Origin of the sequence: Methylorubrum subtropicum (genome assembly GCF_038442325.1) — a bacterium.
Lineage (GTDB): Bacteria > Pseudomonadota > Alphaproteobacteria > Rhizobiales > Beijerinckiaceae > Methylobacterium > Methylobacterium subtropicum.
Window position 1 is genome coordinate 290,920 of sequence record NZ_JBBXMW010000003.1, and the last position, 13,969, is coordinate 304,888.

At 70.7% G+C, this 13,969-nt stretch carries 12 protein-coding genes; 4 read left to right on the top strand and 8 right to left on the bottom strand.

The annotated features are described in order from the left end of the window. Window positions 1–61: 61 nt before the first annotated feature. The 6 genes from bchZ to AAHG03_RS06320 form a co-directional block, all read right to left on the bottom strand. Window positions 62–1,528, bottom strand: a complete 1,467-nt coding sequence (bchZ, locus tag AAHG03_RS06295) for a chlorophyllide a reductase subunit Z (RefSeq protein ID WP_342149552.1) — start codon at window positions 1,526–1,528, stop codon at window positions 62–64. Next, window positions 1,528–3,057, bottom strand: a complete 1,530-nt coding sequence (gene bchY / locus AAHG03_RS06300) for a chlorophyllide a reductase subunit Y (RefSeq protein WP_342149553.1) — start codon at window positions 3,055–3,057, stop codon at window positions 1,528–1,530. Before bchY ends, bchZ begins: the two co-directional genes overlap by 1 nt. A gap of 3 nt (window positions 3,058–3,060) precedes the next feature. Continuing rightward, complete coding sequence (locus tag AAHG03_RS06305) at window positions 3,061–4,065, bottom strand: chlorophyllide a reductase iron protein subunit X (protein WP_342149554.1); 1,005 nt, start codon at window positions 4,063–4,065, stop codon at window positions 3,061–3,063. Further along, complete coding sequence (gene bchC, locus AAHG03_RS06310; protein WP_342149556.1) at window positions 4,062–5,000, bottom strand: chlorophyll synthesis pathway protein BchC; 939 nt, start codon at window positions 4,998–5,000, stop codon at window positions 4,062–4,064. The genes AAHG03_RS06305 and bchC overlap by 4 nt, the downstream gene beginning before the upstream one ends. 100 nt (window positions 5,001–5,100) lie before the next feature. After that, window positions 5,101–6,279, bottom strand: a complete 1,179-nt coding sequence (locus tag AAHG03_RS06315; protein ID WP_342149558.1) for a methyltransferase — start codon at window positions 6,277–6,279, stop codon at window positions 5,101–5,103. Between the two features lie 8 nt (window positions 6,280–6,287). Further along, window positions 6,288–7,157 carry a polyprenyl synthetase family protein gene (locus tag AAHG03_RS06320; protein WP_342149559.1) on the bottom strand — a complete coding sequence of 290 codons (870 nt, stop codon included), beginning with the start codon at window positions 7,155–7,157 and terminating at the stop codon, window positions 6,288–6,290. A gap of 106 nt (window positions 7,158–7,263) precedes the next feature. Here AAHG03_RS06320 and crtD point away from each other — a divergent pair, with 106 nt between their 5' ends. From crtD to AAHG03_RS06335, 3 genes are all read left to right on the top strand, one after another. After that, a complete protein-coding gene (gene crtD / locus AAHG03_RS06325) occupies window positions 7,264–8,796 on the top strand; it encodes a 1-hydroxycarotenoid 3,4-desaturase CrtD (protein ID WP_342149561.1) in 1,533 nt (510 codons plus the stop codon). Then, window positions 8,754–9,653 carry a carotenoid 1,2-hydratase gene (locus AAHG03_RS06330; RefSeq protein WP_342149563.1) on the top strand — a complete coding sequence of 300 codons (900 nt, stop codon included), beginning with the start codon at window positions 8,754–8,756 and terminating at the stop codon, window positions 9,651–9,653. The genes crtD and AAHG03_RS06330 overlap by 43 nt, the downstream gene beginning before the upstream one ends. 74 nt (window positions 9,654–9,727) lie before the next feature. Then, the gene (locus tag AAHG03_RS06335; RefSeq protein WP_342149564.1) at window positions 9,728–10,699 is read left to right on the top strand and encodes an integrase core domain-containing protein; all 972 of its coding nucleotides are present in this window, start codon (window positions 9,728–9,730) and stop codon (window positions 10,697–10,699) included. A gap of 239 nt (window positions 10,700–10,938) precedes the next feature. Here the strand turns inward: AAHG03_RS06335 and AAHG03_RS06340 are convergent, their stop codons facing one another. Next, a complete protein-coding gene (locus tag AAHG03_RS06340; protein WP_342149565.1) occupies window positions 10,939–11,574 on the bottom strand; it encodes a septation protein A in 636 nt (211 codons plus the stop codon). Then, a complete protein-coding gene (ftsY, locus tag AAHG03_RS06345) occupies window positions 11,571–12,992 on the bottom strand; it encodes a signal recognition particle-docking protein FtsY (RefSeq protein WP_342149567.1) in 1,422 nt (473 codons plus the stop codon). The genes AAHG03_RS06340 and ftsY overlap by 4 nt, the downstream gene beginning before the upstream one ends. 118 nt (window positions 12,993–13,110) lie before the next feature. Between ftsY and AAHG03_RS06350 the strand changes: the two genes are divergently transcribed. Continuing rightward, window positions 13,111–13,788, top strand: a complete 678-nt coding sequence (locus AAHG03_RS06350) for an RluA family pseudouridine synthase (protein WP_342149569.1) — start codon at window positions 13,111–13,113, stop codon at window positions 13,786–13,788. Window positions 13,789–13,969: the final 181 nt, after the last annotated feature.

A 13,969-nucleotide genomic window follows, 5' to 3' on the forward strand; every position in this document is an offset into this window, starting at 1 on the left:
TCCGCGATGGGTCCGCCGCTGTCGCGGGCCGGACGGTGAAGGGGGGACGTGGCGGCGGCGCTCATGCGGCCGCTCCCACGGTGAGATCGGCCTGCGCCCGCTCGACATGGGCGGGGGCCACCCGCTCGGCGGCAGCGCGGCGGGCGGCGCGCTCGGCGGCGTCGCGCAGACGCTTGGCCGCGGAGATCCGCACCAGCACCGGTTGCGCCTCGACCAGGGCGTCGAGCTTCTCCCGCGCGGCCGAATCCCAGGGCAGTTCGCGGTGGGTGCGCGCGGGCGTGGCTTCGACCGCATCCATGTCGCGGGCGAGCGGCAGGATGTGGAAGAGCATGTCGAACAGGGCGTTGCAGACCTCCTGCACGAGGTAGGTCGCCCCGGCATAGCCCATGAACGGCGTGCCGGTGTGCCGCCGGATGATCGCGCCGGGGAAGGAGGCCGGCACGTAGACCGCCCGCCCGCCGCATTCCGCGAGGTACATCCGCTCGTTGAACGAACCGAACAGGACGAGCGGCGGATTCGCCCGGATCGCCTCGCGCACGGCGGCATTGTCGGGCTTCTGCCCGGCGGTGCGCGAGAACGCGAAGTGGCAGGGCAGGCCCATCTCGTCTTCGAGAAAGTGCCGCACGCCGCGGGCGTAGGTATCGGTCGCGACGATGCCGAAGCTCGCGGTCCCGAAGAAATCCTGGGTCACCGAGCGCCACAGGTCCCAGACCGGCTTGATCGTGGTGTGGCGCTCGCGCTCGATGAACGGTTCGGGATCGAGCCCGAGGATTTCCCCGAGCGTCCGCAGGAACTTGGTGGTCGAGAGGACGCCGATCGGCGCCTGGAGATAGGGCCGCTCCAGGCTCTCGCAGAGCAGGCGCCCGAACTCGCGGTAGAGGCAGATGTTGGCGTCGGCGTTGACGAGCTTGGGCACGTCGGCCAGATGCGAGCCGAGCGGGAAGGTCAGGTTGATCTCGGCGCCGATGCCCTCGACCAGGCGACGGATCTCGGCGAGATCGGACGCCATGTTGAAGGTGCCGTAGGCCGGGCCGATGATGTTGACGCGGGGCTTCTCGCCCGCCTTGCGCTCGGGCCGGGCCGGAATGCCCTTCTTGGCGAAGCGCTTGGCGCCGTATTCCTGCCAGAGCCAGGACATCGCCCGGTCGGCGGCCTGCCATTGGTCCTCGTCGATGGTGCGCGGCAGGAAGCGCTGGAGGCCGGTGCCCTCCGGCGTCACGCCGCCGCCGATCATCTCGGCGATGGAGCCGGTGACGACGACGCTGGGCTGACCCGGATCGAGCGTGGCATGCGCCCGCTTCATCGCGCCTTCCGTGCCGTGGCGGCCGAGTTCCTCTTCCGCCAGCCCCGTGACGACGATGGGGAGTTCGTGCGGCGGCAGCGCGTCGGTGTAGTGCAGCACCGAGGTCACCGGCAGGTTCTCGCAGCCCACAGGGCCGTCGATGACGACCTGCAGACCCTTGATCGCGGTGAAGACGTAGACGGCGCCCCAGTAGCCGCCGGCGCGGTCGTGATCGAGGACGAGCATCAAGCCATCTCCCCGATCGGCTTCAGGGGAGCGGCAGCCTTCGGCGCGGCCTTGGCGCGCGGAATCTCCTGCCAGATGCCCGCGGCATGGCCGGTGCCGACGCCCTCGAAGAAGTCGCGCATGGCGTCGAACCGCGGACGGTTGGCGAGCGCCGCGTTGATCACGCGGGCGAGCGAGCCGGCGCCCGCCGCCCCCATCAGCGGCCGGGCCGAGATCAGGTTGGTGAAGTAGAGGGCCGGCGTGCCGCGCTCCTTGGCGTGCTGCACCACCGGCGTGGTGCCGACCGCCAGATCGGGCCGGAACTCGTGGAAGGCGGCAAGGTCGTCTTCCAGCGAGGCGCGGTAGCGGATCGTGACGCCGCGCTCCTCCAGCCACACCCGGTCCGGCTCGGACCAGGGCGTGCGCGGGCAGGCGGTGCCGACGTAGGGAACCTCGGCGCCGCTCTCGATCAGCAAGCGGGCGACCAGAAGCTCCGAGCCCTCGTAGCCCGAGAGCGTGATGCGGCCCTTGATCGGCATGGCCGACAGCGCGCCGCGGATCGCGGGCAGGATGCGGTTCTGCGCCGCCGCGATTTTTTCCGAGGGCACGTCGCACGCGTTGCCGATGGCGGAGAGCCACTCGGCGGTGCCGTCGTGGCCGACGGGAGCGGAGCCGACGATGGGGCGCCCGGCGGCCTCGAACTCACGGATACTGGCCGTGTAGAACGGGTGGATCGCCGCGACCGCGCTGGCGTCGAGGGCCGCGTAGAGTTCGCGCCACTCGCGCGTCGGCACCACGGGGCCGGCCGAGAGGCCCAGCGGTTCGAGCAGCGCGCCGATCACCACCGGATCGGCCGGGAAAATCTCGCCGAGGAGCGCGACGCTCGGGCGCTCGGAACGGCCGCCGCGGGGCGCGGGGACCGGGCCCTGCTCGGCCTCCGAGCGGGCGAATTTCAGCATAGCGCCGGCCAGCACATCCTTGGCCTCGGCGTGGGTCGGCACGCCGAAGCCCGGCACGTCGATGCCGATGATGCGGACGCCATCGATCTCCTTCGGCAGAAGCCGGAGCGGCACACCGGAGGCGGTCGGGACGCAGAGGTTGATGACGACGACGGCGTCGCAGTCCTCGGGCTTGGCCGAGGCGTGGACCGCCTCGCGGATATCCTCGAACAGCTTGCCGGTGACCAGCGTCTCGGAATTGAACGGGACGTAGCCGACGCTCCGGCGCGCGCCGTAGAAATGCGAGGTGAAGGTCAGCCCGTAGACGCAGCAGGCCGAGCCGGACAGGATCGTCGCGGTGCGGCGCATGCGCAGGCCCACGCGCAAGCTTCCGAAGGCCGGGCACATGCTCTGGGGCTGGTCGTGGGGGCCCGCCGGATAATCCTGGCGCAATTGCTCCAGCGTCTCCGACATGCCGGCGGCTTCCGCGGCCGCCCGCATCGCGTCCTTGCCGGCGTGGCAGCCGAGTCCGTCGCCCTTCGTGGCCTCGACGTTGACCGGTTCCGCCGGCTTGCGGGCGCGGAGCGCCCCGATATCGAGGGAGACCGCCATGCCTCAGACCTCGTCGTAGACGACTTCGAGGGACGGCTTCACCAGGGTCGAGACCCCGCACATGTCCTCGATGGTGGCGGGCTCCAGCACGTAGTCGCGGCCCGTCGTCTCGCTGGAGAACAGGCCGAGCAGGCCGTCCTGGCTAAGCGGGGTCGGGCGGTGGGGGGCGGCCTCGGCGACGTTCTTGGCGAGTTCGGCGAACAGGTCGCCCCAGCGCCCGTCCGGCTTGCCGATGATTTCGTAGTTCGCGCTCTTGCGGCGGATGTCCTCGTTGGCCGGGATCGAGGCCAGCACCGGAATGCCGGCTGCGTCCGCGAAGGCCTGCGCCTCGCCGGTGCCGTCGTCCTTGTTGATGACGAGGCCGCCGACGCCGACATTGCCGCCCATCTTGCGGAAGTATTCGACCGCGGAGCAGACGTTGTTGGCGACGTAGAGCGATTGCAGGTCGTTCGAGCCGACGACGATGACCTTCTGGCACATATCGCGGGCGATCGGCAGACCGAAGCCGCCGCAGACCACGTCGCCGAGGAAGTCGAGCAGGACGTAGTCAAAGCCCCATTCGTGGAAGCCGAGCTTCTCCAAGAGCTCGAAGCCGTGGATGATGCCGCGCCCGCCGCAGCCGCGCCCGACCTCGGGGCCGCCGAGTTCCATCGCGTAGACGCCGTCGCGCTTGAAGCAGACGTCGCCGATGGAGACCGCCTCGCCCGCGAGCTTCTTCTTGGTCGAGGTCTCGATGATGGTCGGGCAGGCCCGGCCGCCGAACAGCAGCGAGGTGGTGTCGCTCTTCGGGTCGCAGCCGATCAGCAGCACCTTCTTGCCCTGCTGGGCCATCATGTAGCTGAGGTTGGCCAGCGTGAACGACTTGCCGATGCCGCCCTTGCCGTAGATCGCGATGATCTGCGTCTCGCGCTTGACCGGGCCGGTGGCGACCGGGTCCGGCTCGCGGGCGGCTTCCTCGCGCAGCCGCTCCGCGGCGTTCAGCGACGCCTTGTTGAGCTGGACGTTCATGCGCAGGCCCTCCAATCGAGGATCATCTTGAGGCAGGCCGTGTCGGTGAAGGCGGTGCGGTACGCCGCCTCGGCGCTCGCGGCGGGCAGGCGATGGGTGATCAGCCCGTCGAGCGAGAGGCCGCCGCCGCGCACCAACGCCGTCACCGCCGCGAGGTCGTCGGGCCGCCACTCGGCCGAGACCCGGATGCGGGCCTCGCGCAGGAAGGCGGGCGGGAAGGCGAAGGAGAGCGGCGCCTCGTAGAAGCCCGCGAGCACGATCTCGCCTTGCGGCGCGAGGTGGCCGATCAGCGTGTCGAGGAGGCCCGCGCTACCGCTCACGTCGGTGATGGTGGCGTAGTCGCGGGTGGTGTCGCCCTCCGGCGCGATCACCGGATAGCCGAAGCTGCCGCTCCGCCGCACGGGGTCGCGCTCCCACACCACCGGCTGGCCGCCCGCCAGCACGGTTAGCCGGGCGAGCAACCGCCCGAGCACGCCGTGGCCGACGATGAGGCTGGCGGAGCCCGGTGTGACGCCGGACAGCGCGTGGTAGGCGGTGGCGGCGAGCGCGATGAGGCAGGCCCGGTCGCCGAGGGCGGCATCGACCGGGACGAGGCGGGCGGCCGGGACCACGAGATGGGAGGCGGCGCCGCCGAACAGGCCGCGCACCTCGCCGAAGCAGCGGGCGCCCGGCACGAACACGGTCTGGCCGATCGCGACCCCGCAATCGGGTCCGGCCTCGACGACGGTGCCGACGGATTCGTAGCCGGGAACGAGGGGGTAGCCCATGCCGGGGAAGCTCGGCATACGGCCCGACCACAGCAGACGTTCGGTGCCGGTGCTGATGCCGCTCCAAGAGACGGCGACCACCGCATCGCCGGCGGTGGCAGGGGTCAGCGCGAGGCGGTTGAGCGCCAAGTGCTCCGGTCGTTCAAGGACGACGGCCAAAGCCTCCATGTCCTCGCCTCCGCCCTGGTTGTTGCGACTCCACCGGTCGGTGGCGTCCTTTGTGTCATCCTAGACTGACACCATAGGGCGTCAAGCAGAGTTTACACTTTCACCCGCGCTTTGCCGTGATCAGTCGCGCGAGCAGCGGCCGGCGGGTCGGGCGCTCGCGGATCTCGGTGAAGCCGGCGCTGGCGAGCATCGCGGAAAGCTCGGCGGCTTCGCGCGGACGGCCGCTGCCCATCGCCATGAGGTAGAAGCCGAAATAGGCATCGCCGATGGGCTCGGCCCCCGGCGTGCCGGCCATGGGTTCGGCGATGGCGACGAGGCCGCCGGGGGGCAGCGCGGCGTGGACGGCGCGCAGCAGCGGCTCGATGACGGCGTCGTCGTGGTCGTGGACGACGCGCACCAGGGAGATCGCGTCGGCTCCCCGCGGCAGCGCCTCGTCGCGAAAACTGCCGCCGTGGCAGGTGACACGGGGGCCGAGCCCGGCCGATTCGAAGCGCGCGCGGGCCCGCTCGGCGACGGGCGGCAGATCGAGGAGCTTCAGCGACAGGTGCGGATGGCGCCGGGCGGCCTCCGAGAGAAACACGCCCTCCCCGCCCCCGATATCCATGAGGCAGGCGCGCTCAGACAGCGGCAGCGCGTCGAGCACGTCGCCCGCGATCATCGCCTGGGAGGCGGCCATCAGCCCGCTATAGGCGGCGACCGAATCGGGGGCGACCGCCGCATGATCCGCCGCTTTTGCCTCGGCATAGGGCCAGTAGGCCGAGAGCCGGGTGCGGTCGGGCCTCTGGCGCAGCAGCGCGACCGGGTCGGCGAGGTCGGCGTAGAGCATGGCGTGGTGCTCGACCATGGCCGAGATCGACGGGTTGCCGATCATCGCGGCCCCCAGATCGGCGAGGCCGAAGCGGCCGTCGGGCAGGCGGGTCAGCAGGTCGAGCGAGGCGGCGGCCTTGAGCAGCGTGAGGGCGCGCTCAGGCGGCAAGTCGAGTCGCCGGGCGACGATGTCGGGCGCGAGCGGGCCGGGTTGGAGCAGGCGGAACAGGTCGAGCCGCACGCAGGCGAACAGCACCTGCGCGTAGACGAAGCCGGCGCAGAGATCGAAAAGCGCCCGCGTGTTGCGTCGCGCGATGCCGCGGGTGAGCGGAAAGCCGGCGGCCCAGCGCTGGAAGGCCGGGCTCGCCACCGTGCCGTTGCGGAAGGCGAGCCAGCGCTCGCGCCAGCTCCGGCGGGCGGGCGCCGCCGGCAGTTCGCTCTGCGTCGTCGCGGCGGGCGAAGGGGCCGTCATCGGCGCCTTCAGACGAGCGCCGGGCGCAGCGAGGCGGGCAGGAACAACCGGCTCTGCGCCTCGATCTCGGCGCGGATCGTGTCGAGGCCCGGACAGACCGGAATCACCTCCATGGCCTCGCGGGTGAGGCGCTTGAGCCGGTCGAGCGCGCCGCCCATGCCGAGAAGCGCCGCGGCGTTGGGGCGCCCGAGGGTGGCGTCGCGGCCGGCGGGCTTGCCGATCTCCTCCTGGCGGCAGGCGACGTCGCGCAGGTCGTCGGCGACCTGATAGGCTTCACCGAGGCACTCGCCCAGCAGGCGCCAGGGCAGCGGCGCGGCGCCCGCGGCGGCGGCACCCGCGACGGTCGCGGCGGCGAACAGCGCGCCGGTCTTGGCCTGCTGGTATGCGCTCAGGTCCACGTGCGATTCGGATTCCCAGGCCTGTCCGGCGACGATGCCGACGGGCGAGCCGGCCGCCCGCGCCACGAGGCCGACCAGGGCGGCGAGCCGTTCCGGCCGGCGGGCGGCGCCGCGGGCCAGCGTCTCGAAGGCGGCGACGATCAGCGCGTCGCCGGTCAGCACCGCCAGCGGTACCCCGAAGGCGGCGTGGACCGAGGGTTTCTGGCGGCGCATCGGCGCATCGTCGAAGCAGGGCAGATCGTCGTGGACGAGGCTCGCGCAGTGCAGAAGCTCGATCGCCGCCGCCGCCGCATCGGAGGCGGCCGGATCGTCGTCGCCACAGGCGAGCGCCACCGCGAGGCACAGGCGCGGCCGGATGCGGTGGCCGCCGGGGAAGACCGCGTAGCGGATCGCCTCCGCGAGCTGCGGCGGCGCGCCGGGCGCCTCCAGATGCGAGACCGCCACATCGAGCGCCGTTTCGATCCGCCTGCCGACATCCATGGCGCCGACTCCCTATGTCAATTCATGCTGTCTCTTGTTCTGTCATTCCAGATTGACACTTTCCGTTTCCCGGATCAACGCTGATCGCGGCAGACATGAGGGTTTCGTGACGGAGAAGCGCGTCATCGTCGTCGGCGCCGGCATCGGCGGCCTCTCCGCCGCCCTGACGCTGGCCGCGCGCGGGTTCGACGTGACGGTGCTGGAGCGCGCCGCTTCTGTGGGCGGCAAGATGCGGGCGCTGCCGGTGGGCGGTGCCGCGATCGAGGCGGGCCCCACCGTCTTCACCATGCGCTGGGTGTTCGAGGAGCTTTTTGCCGAGGCCGGCGCCTCGCTCGAATCGGAGGTGCGGCTGCGGGCGGCCTCCGTGCTGGCGCGCCACGCCTGGACGGCGAACGAACGGCTGGATCTCTTCGCCGACATCGACGCTTCGGCCGCGGCGGTTTCCGCCTTCGCCGGACCGCGGGAGGCCGACGGCTACCGGCGCTTCTGCGCGCGGGCGGCGGAGGTCTACCGCACGCTGGAAGGGCCGTTCATCCGCTCGGACCGGCCGAACCCGGTCGAACTCGGCAAGCGCGTCGGGCTCACCGGCATCGGCGATCTCTGGCGCATCCAGCCCTTCGCGACGCTTTGGTCGGCGCTCGGCGACTATTTTTCCGACCCGCGGCTGCGCCAGCTGTTCGGCCGCTACGCGACCTATTGCGGCGCCTCGCCCTTCGCCGCGCCTGCCACCCTGATGCTCGTGGCGCATGTCGAGCAGGCCGGAATCTGGACCGTCGAGGGCGGCTTGAGCCGGCTCGCCCGCGCGGTGGCCGACCTCGCCGAGCGGCGCGGGGCGCGCATCCGCACGGGGGCGCATGTCGCCCGCATCGTCACCGAGCGCGGCCGGATCGCGGGCGTGCAACTCGCTGATGGCGAGCGGATCGCGGCGGACGCGGTGATCGCGGGCGGCGACGTGGCGGCGCTCGGCGCCGGGCTGCTCGGGCCGGACGCCGCGCGCGAGGGCGACCGGGTGCCGGCGCGCGAGCGCTCGCTCTCGGCGGTGACGTTCTGCCTGAACGCGCGGGCGCGCGGCTTCCCGCTCGCCCATCACAGCGTGTTCTTCTCCTCCGATTACCGCGCCGAGTTCGACGCGATCCTGCGCGGGCGGCGCCTGCCGCCGGACCCCACCGTCTATGTCTGCGCGCAGGACCGGGACGATGCGGGCGCCGGCCCGGACGGTTCTGAGCGCCTGCTCGTCCTCGTCAACGCGCCCGCCGACGGCGAGCGCCGCTTCACCCCTCAGGAGATCGCCGCATGCGAGACGAGCTGGACGAAGAGACTCGCGGCCTGCGGGCTGAAGCTGGAGCCGGCCTCGCCGGCCGCGGTGACGACGCCGGAGGGGTTCGGCGCCCTGTTTCCGGGGACCGGGGGGGCGCTCTACGGCCGGGCCTCGCACGGCTGGACGGCGACCTTCAAGCGGCCGGGGGCGCGGACGCGGGTGCCGGGGCTCTACCTGGCGGGGGGCAGCGTGCATCCGGGGCCGGGCGTGCCGATGGCGGCGCAATCCGGCCGGCTCGCGGCGGCGGCACTGATCGTGGACCTCGCTTCGACGCCGACGTGGCGCGGGGCGGCTATGTCTGGTGGTACGTCGATGCGCTGAGCGAGGACGGGCGCCACGGGCTCACCGTCATCGCCTTCATCGGCAGCGTGTTTTCGCCCTACTACTTTCTCAACGCGAAGCAGGACCCGTTCAATCACTGCGCCGTCAACGTCGTGCTCTACGGCGCCGATAAGCGCTTCACCATGACGGAGCGCAACGCCCGCTCGCTCTCCCGAGACGCCACCTCCATCGCCATCGGCCCGTCCTCGCTCGACTGGGACGGCAGCGTGCTGACGATCCGCCTCGACGAGCGCGGCGCGCCGATCCCGCGGGCGCTGCGGGGCACCGTGCGGGTGCGCCCACGGGCGATCACCGCCCGGCCCTTCACCCTCGATTCCCACGGCCTGCATCGCTGGTGGCCGATGGCCCCGTCCTGCGAGGTCGAGGCCGCCTTCACCGCCCCCGATCTGGCGTGGCGCGGCAACGGCTACTTCGACACCAACGACGGTGACGGGCGGCTCGAGGATTCGTTTTCGGATTGGACATGGTGCCGCGCCTCGCTGAAGCGCGGTTCGGCGATCCTCTACGACGTGCATCGCAGGGACGGCAGCGCCCAGAACCTGACACTCCGCTTCGACGCCGACGGCAGCCGCCGCGACATGCGCCCGCCGCTCGCGGCCGAACTGCCGAAGACGCGCTTCTGGAAGATGCCGCGCCCGACCCGCAGCGACGACGGGCGGGCCAGCGTGGTCGAGACTTTCGAAGACACGCCGTTCTACGCCCGCTCGCTGCTGGCCTCGACGCTCGACGGCGAGGCGGTGCAGCCAGTGCACGAGAGCCTGTCGCTCGGGCGGTTTCGGAACCCGGCGGTGCAGTTCATGCTGCCGTTCCGGATGCCGCGGAGAATACGGCGCTGACACCTCCCCCGTCATTGCTGTAGAGGTTCACAAATTCGTTGATCGCGGCACGCTGGCCTGGGAGGGCCCAAGCGATGCGCGACAACAGCTTCGACCGGACGATCGAGCGCAACTACGTTCAGAAGTGGCGCTTCCTGATCAAGGAATACGAGCAGGTCAAAGCCGGCCAATCGGAGACGTTCGCCTCGGTCGGAGCGTTCTACCGCCATCACGGCACCTGCTCGCAGACCTTCCGCAAGTATTACAACCGCTATCTGCGCAGCGGCTGCGAGGACGATCTGCTGCCGCATAAGCGCGGCCCGCGCTGGGCGGCGCGGCGGATGTCGGCAGCGGTCGAGGCCGAGGTCGCCGTCGAACGCCAGCTTGGCCTCAACCGCTACGAGATCTATGCTGTGCTGGCCGAGCGCCGGCCCGATCCGCCCTCACCCTCGGCGATCTACCGTGCCCTCAAGCGTCAGGGCCTCAACCGCCACGCCAAGCCGATGCCGGAGGAGATACGCCGCATCATCCGCCAGAAGGCCGGCGAGCTCGGTCACGTCGATTTGCATCTCCTGTCGCGCGACCTGTTCCTCACGCCGCCCAAGGGAGACATCTACCTCGTCGGCGTCATCTGCACCTGCACCCGGCTGGTTTGGGTCGAGATGGTGACCGGCAAGAAGGCGCTGGCGGTGATGTTTGCCACCCTCAAGGCGCTCAACACGCTCAACCAGCGCTACGGGCTGCACTTTTCCGAACTGATGACCGACAACGGCGCCGAGTGCGTCGGCCGATCGAAGCCGCAGGAGCACCCCTTCGAGACACTCCTGCTCAACCTCGGCATCAAGCACCGCTACGCCGGCCCCTACCGGCCGCAAACCAACGGGAAAATCGAGCGCTTCTGGCGCAGCCTGGGCGAGGACATGATCGACGACACCACCTTCGAGGACGTCGATCATTTCTCGCACGAGCTTCTGCGATACATGATCTACTACAACGAGATGCGCCCACATCAGGCCCTCGGCGGCATCCCGCCGAAGGCCTTCCTCGACACCCTGATCGTCAACTGACCACCCCGCCGCGATCAACGAATTTGTGAACATCCACAATTGCGAGGCGGAGCCGAAGCAATCCAGGTCTCCGCACTCGACGGAATGGTCATCCCGCTCACCGCATTCTGCTGGCAACGTGAGCGGCGGCTTGCTTCGTTTCATCTTGAAGCGTGGCGTACTGGATTGCTTCGGCTCCGCCTCGCAATGATTGAGTAAGGCGGACGCCGAAGCGGATGATCGAAGGCCGTGCGGAGTGATTAAGCTCCCTCCGCCCCATCCTTCTTCTCATGCTTGAGCAGCAGCGGCGTCTGCGCCAGGGCGAAGGCGACGGTGAGCGGCATGATGCCGAACACCTTGAAATTCACCCAAAAGTCCTCGGTCTGGGTGCGCCAGACGATCTCGTTGAGGGCGGCGAGCGCGAGGAAGAACAGGCCCCAGCGGAAGGTCAGCTTGCGCCAGCCCTCGTCGGAGAGGGCGAACATGCTGTCGAGCACCACCGAGAGCAGCGGCTTGCCGAAGGCCAGCCCGCCGAGCAGCACGAGGCCGAACAGCGTGTTCACGATGGTCGGCTTCATCATGATGAAGGTCTTGTCCTGCAACGCCAGCGTCAGGCCGCCGAACACCAGCACGACGACGCCCGACACCAGCGGCATGATCGGCAATCGCCGCAGCAGGACGAAGTGGACGCCGAGCGCGAGGGTGGTGGCGGCGATGAACACGCCGGTCGCCACGAACAGCTTGCTCTCGGGGTGAACGCCGAAGCGCTCGGCATAGGCGTTGCCGAGGAAGAACACGACGAGCGGGCCCATCTCCAGGGCGAGCTTCAAGAGCGGCGGCAGGTGGCGGCGCGGGGGCACGCTCTCGACAGTCGCGCCGGTCCGGTCGGTGATCATGCGCGCTCCTCCCTGGGCAGGCCGGTGATGGCGCGGGCGAAGTCCCAGGCCGCGAACGGCTCCAGATCCTCGACGCCCTCGCCGACGCCGATGAAGTGCACCGGCAGGCCGAACTTGGCGGCGAGCGCCACGAGGATGCCGCCGCGCGCCGTGCCGTCGAGCTTGGTCATCACCAGGCCCGACACGGGGGCGGCCTGCGAGAACAGCTCGACTTGGCTCAGCGCGTTCTGCCCTACCGTGGCGTCGAGCACCAGAAGGGTGGCGTGCGGCGCTTCCGCATCGAGCTTGCGGATCACCCGCACGATCTTTTCCAGCTCCGCCATCAGCCCGGCCTTGTTCTGGAGCCGGCCGGCGGTGTCGATCAGCAGCACGTCGGTCCCGGCCTCGCGCGCCTCCTTGAAGGCGTCGAAGGCCAGCCCCGCGGCGTCCGAGCCCTGCTCGCGGCTGATCACCGGCACACCGGTGCGATCCCCCCACACCCGAAGCTGCTCGATCGCCGCGGCGCGGAACGTGTCGCCCGCCGCCAGCATGACGCTGCGGCCTTCCGCCTTGAACTTGAGGGCGAGCTTGCCGATCGTCGTCGTCTTGCCGGCGCCGTTCACGCCCACCGTCAGGATCACGTAGGGCTTCTTCGTCGTGTCGAGCGTGATCGGCACCGCCACCGGGTCCAGCGCCCGCTCGATCTCGGCGGCCAGGATCGCCCGCACCTCGTCGGGCGAGATGCCCTTCTCGTAGCGGCCCTTGCCGACGGCCTCGGCCATGCGGGTCGCGGTCTCGACGCCGAAATCGGCCTGGATCAGCGCATCCTCGAGGTCTTCGAGGGTGGTGGCGTCGAGTTTGCGCTTGGTGAAGAGGCCCGTCACCCGGTCGGACAGGGCCGACGAGGTGCGCATGAGGCCGCCGGTGAGGCGCGACCACCAGCCCCGCTTCTCCGTGCCCTCGACGGCGCCCTGGATCGCGTCGCTGGCGAGCGCGGCGGCGCTGTCGACGGGCTGGATGTCGGCCTCCGCCGGGGCGGAAAGCTCCGCGGGTTGCGCCTCGGCGCCGGTGACGCGGGACCACCAGCCGCGTTTTTCCGCAGGGACGGGCTGGGGCTCGGGGGCCGGTTCGGGCTCCGGGGCTTCCGCCTGCGGTTCCTCGAACGCCACGTCCTCCACCGGCGGTTGCGGCTCGGGCTGGAGGTCGGCGCCCTCGATCTCGTCGGGGATGCGGTTCTTGTCCGGGTCCTCGGTGGAGGGCTCGCTGACGGGCGGCGGCACATGAGTCACGTCGTCGGCGCCGGTGGCGAAGTCCGGCACGCCCTCGGATTCCGAGGCCGGCGAGGTCAGCTCCGGCACCACCGCCTCCTCGGACGGCTTGGGCTCCGCCTTCCGCCCGAACAGGCGCCCGAACCAGCCGGGCTTCTCGTCGTCGCTCATCCTCGAAAACCTTGCTCACGAAGGTCCGGCACTCTAGCCCAGGGGCATGATCCCCGAGGCACCGAACCGCAGCGTCGACCCGCAGATAGGGCTTTCCCTCCTCTACCGCGATGCCCTGATGCTCGTCATCGACAAGCCGGCGGGCCTGCCGGTGCATCCGGGGCCGAAGGGCGGGCCGACGCTGACCGACAGACTCGACGCGCTGCGCTTCGGCCTGCCGCGCCGCCCCGAGGCCGCCCACCGCCTCGACCGCGACACCTCGGGCTGCCTCGTGCTCGGGCGCCACGCCAAGGCGCTAGCCCGGCTGAACCGCCTGTTTGCCGATGGAAAGGTCCAAAAAACCTACTGGGCGCTGGTGGAGGGCTCACCGCCCGACGAAGGCAGCATCGACTTGGCCCTCGCCCGCCGCTCCGACGATCCGCGCAGCTGGTGGATGAAGGCCGACCCCGCCGGGCTCCCCTCGCTGACGCATTTCCGCGTGCTCGGGCGCGCGGCGGGCCGCGCCTGGATGGAGCTGCGGCCGGTGACGGGGCGCACGCATCAGCTGCGCGTCCACTGCTCGGCGATGGGTTGGCCGATCGTCGGGGATGCGATCTACGGCAGCGCCGGGCGGGACGGCGTGTTGCAGCTCCATGCGCGGGGGTTGAGCCTGCCGTTGTATCCGAAGCGGGAGGCGATTGCGGTCGCGGCGCCGGCGCCGGGGCATATGCGGGAGGGGCTGGCGGCCTGTGGTTGGTCGCCGGCAGAAACCCCTCTCCCCCAACGAACTTCGGGCTTGCCCGAAATTCGCAGCTAAATGCCCAGGTCGGGCAGGCCCGACCTGGGTGGGAGAGGGTGCCCGCGGAGCGGGCGGGTGTGGGGAGCGACGGAGCCGAACGAAGCGCCCGCCAACCGACTCACTGCCCGATCCTGACACGGGGTCTCCCCTCATCCGACCCCCTTCGGGGGCCACCTTCTCCCGCGGAGGGGAGAAGGAA

Coding starts and splice junctions, on each gene's coding strand:
- bchZ (WP_342149552.1), bottom strand. CDS start 1,528: ATGCTCGTCCTCGATCACGACCGCGCCGGCGGCTACTGGGGCGCCGTC.
- bchY (WP_342149553.1), bottom strand. CDS start 3,057: ATGGCGGTCTCCCTCGATATCGGGGCGCTCCGCGCCCGCAAGCCGGCG.
- AAHG03_RS06305 (WP_342149554.1), bottom strand. CDS start 4,065: ATGAACGTCCAGCTCAACAAGGCGTCGCTGAACGCCGCGGAGCGGCTG.
- bchC (WP_342149556.1), bottom strand. CDS start 5,000: ATGGAGGCTTTGGCCGTCGTCCTTGAACGACCGGAGCACTTGGCGCTC.
- AAHG03_RS06315 (WP_342149558.1), bottom strand. CDS start 6,279: ATGACGGCCCCTTCGCCCGCCGCGACGACGCAGAGCGAACTGCCGGCG.
- AAHG03_RS06320 (WP_342149559.1), bottom strand. CDS start 7,157: ATGGATGTCGGCAGGCGGATCGAAACGGCGCTCGATGTGGCGGTCTCG.
- AAHG03_RS06335 (WP_342149564.1), top strand. CDS start 9,728: ATGCGCGACAACAGCTTCGACCGGACGATCGAGCGCAACTACGTTCAG.
- AAHG03_RS06340 (WP_342149565.1), bottom strand. CDS start 11,574: ATGATCACCGACCGGACCGGCGCGACTGTCGAGAGCGTGCCCCCGCGC.
- ftsY (WP_342149567.1), bottom strand. CDS start 12,992: ATGAGCGACGACGAGAAGCCCGGCTGGTTCGGGCGCCTGTTCGGGCGG.
- AAHG03_RS06350 (WP_342149569.1), top strand. CDS start 13,111: ATGCTCGTCATCGACAAGCCGGCGGGCCTGCCGGTGCATCCGGGGCCG.